General features: G+C 69.5%; 2 protein-coding genes and 1 pseudogene. All 3 read right to left on the reverse strand.

The annotated features are described in order from the left end of the window. Positions 1-221: pseudogene (locus tag FKP22_RS29960) on the reverse strand (mannitol dehydrogenase family protein); the annotation flags it as partial. Between the two features lie 10 nt (positions 222-231). After that, complete coding sequence (locus FKP22_RS29965) at positions 232-1,242, reverse strand: zinc-binding alcohol dehydrogenase family protein (RefSeq protein ID WP_141291865.1); 1,011 nt, start codon at positions 1,240-1,242, stop codon at positions 232-234. A gap of 8 nt (positions 1,243-1,250) precedes the next feature. Next, the coding region (locus FKP22_RS29970) for an amidohydrolase family protein (protein ID WP_141291866.1) at positions 1,251-1,550 on the reverse strand (300 nt) is incomplete at its 5' end.

Consider the following 1,550-nt stretch of genomic DNA (forward strand, 5'->3'; position numbering starts at 1 on the left):
ACTTCCCGCCCGTGCATCAGGCCCTGCAGCCGCACCGGGTAAGCGCGGCCCTCGGCCAGCGCCGCGACACGCGCCGCGCCCTGCGCACTGCCTGTCGTCTGCACGACGGTGATGCCGCCCAGCGCCTGGCCAGCGTCCAGCGCCTGCGACACGAACAGGTCGACATGCGCCTGCAGAAAGCGGCTGGTGCCGAACTGGAGGATGGGATGGCCGAGCGGCATCGTCAGGCGCTCAGCATTCGACGATGGCCTTGATGACGCCCTCGGCCGGATCGAGCAGGCGCTCGAAGCGGGCAGGGAGGTTCGCCAGCGCCAGCCGGTGCGTGGCCAGTGCCGCGTCGGGCACCTGGCCTGCGCGCATGGCCGCGAGCACCGTCTCGAAGTCCTCGGTCGTCGCGTTGCGGCTGCTCAGCAGCGTGGCCTCGCGCTTGTGGAATTCAGGGTCCGAGAAGGCGATGGCTCCCTGCACGATGGAGACCAGCACATAGCGCCCGCCATGCGCGATGAAGCGGAATCCGCGTTCCATGGCCTTGGCGTTGCCGGTGGCATCGAACACTGCGTCGAAAAACTCGTTGTCGGTCAGCCGGGCCAGTTCGTCCGTGTCGCCGTCACCCACCGGCACCGCTGCGTCAACGCCCAGGTGCGTCGTCGCGAAGTCGAGGCGGTCGCGCCGCGTGTCCAGCGCCGTCACACTCGCGCCGCGCAGCTTGGCGAACAGCATCACGGCCAGCCCGATGGGACCTGCGCCGGCCACCAGCACGCGCTGGCCGGCCACGATCTCGCCACGGCGCACTGCATGCGCACCGATGGCCAGGAATTCGAGCATCGCCGCCTGGTCCAGGCTGACACCGGTCGCAGCGTGCACGAATCCGGCAGGCACGCACAGCAGCTCGGTCAGCGCGCCGTCGCGGTGCACGCCGAGCACCCGGATGTCGGTGCAGCAATTGGTCTTGCCTTGCCGGCAGGCGATGCAGTGGCCGCAGGACAGGTAGGGCATCACATACGCCGGATCGCCGACCTGCAGCGGGCTTGCCGGATCGGTCTCCTCGACGATGCCGGAGAACTCATGCCCCATCACCCGCGGATAGTTGAGGTAAGGCTGGTTGCCCGTGAAGATGTGGAGGTCGGTGCCGCAGATGCCGACTCGCTTGACGCGCAGCATCACCTCGCCGGGCTGGCGCACGGGGCGCGGGCGGTCTTGGGCGACGAGGCGGCCAGGGGTTTCGCAGAGGACGGTGAGCATGAGGGGGTTCAGAGTCGGTAGAGGGCAGCGGCATTGCCGCCGAAAAGCGCAGCGCGGTCGGCGTCCGAGGGCGCAGGATCGACGGCGTCGATCAGCGCTTCGGCCATTGCGCGCCATGCGGTGTAGTCGCTTGCCAGCCGAAGCACCGGCCAGTCGCTGCCCCACAGCAGCCGATGCGGACCGAACAGCGTCCACACCGCCTGCACGAAGGGCTGCAATGCCACGCGCCCCGCACCTGCGGCGGCCTCGGTGAGCAGGCCGGAGAGCTTGCAATGCACGTGAGGCAGCGCGGCCAGGCGTGCCATGTC

Origin of the sequence: Ideonella azotifigens (genome assembly GCF_006519715.1) — a bacterium.
In the GTDB taxonomy this organism is placed as follows: domain Bacteria; phylum Pseudomonadota; class Gammaproteobacteria; order Burkholderiales; family Burkholderiaceae_C; genus Ideonella; species Ideonella azotifigens.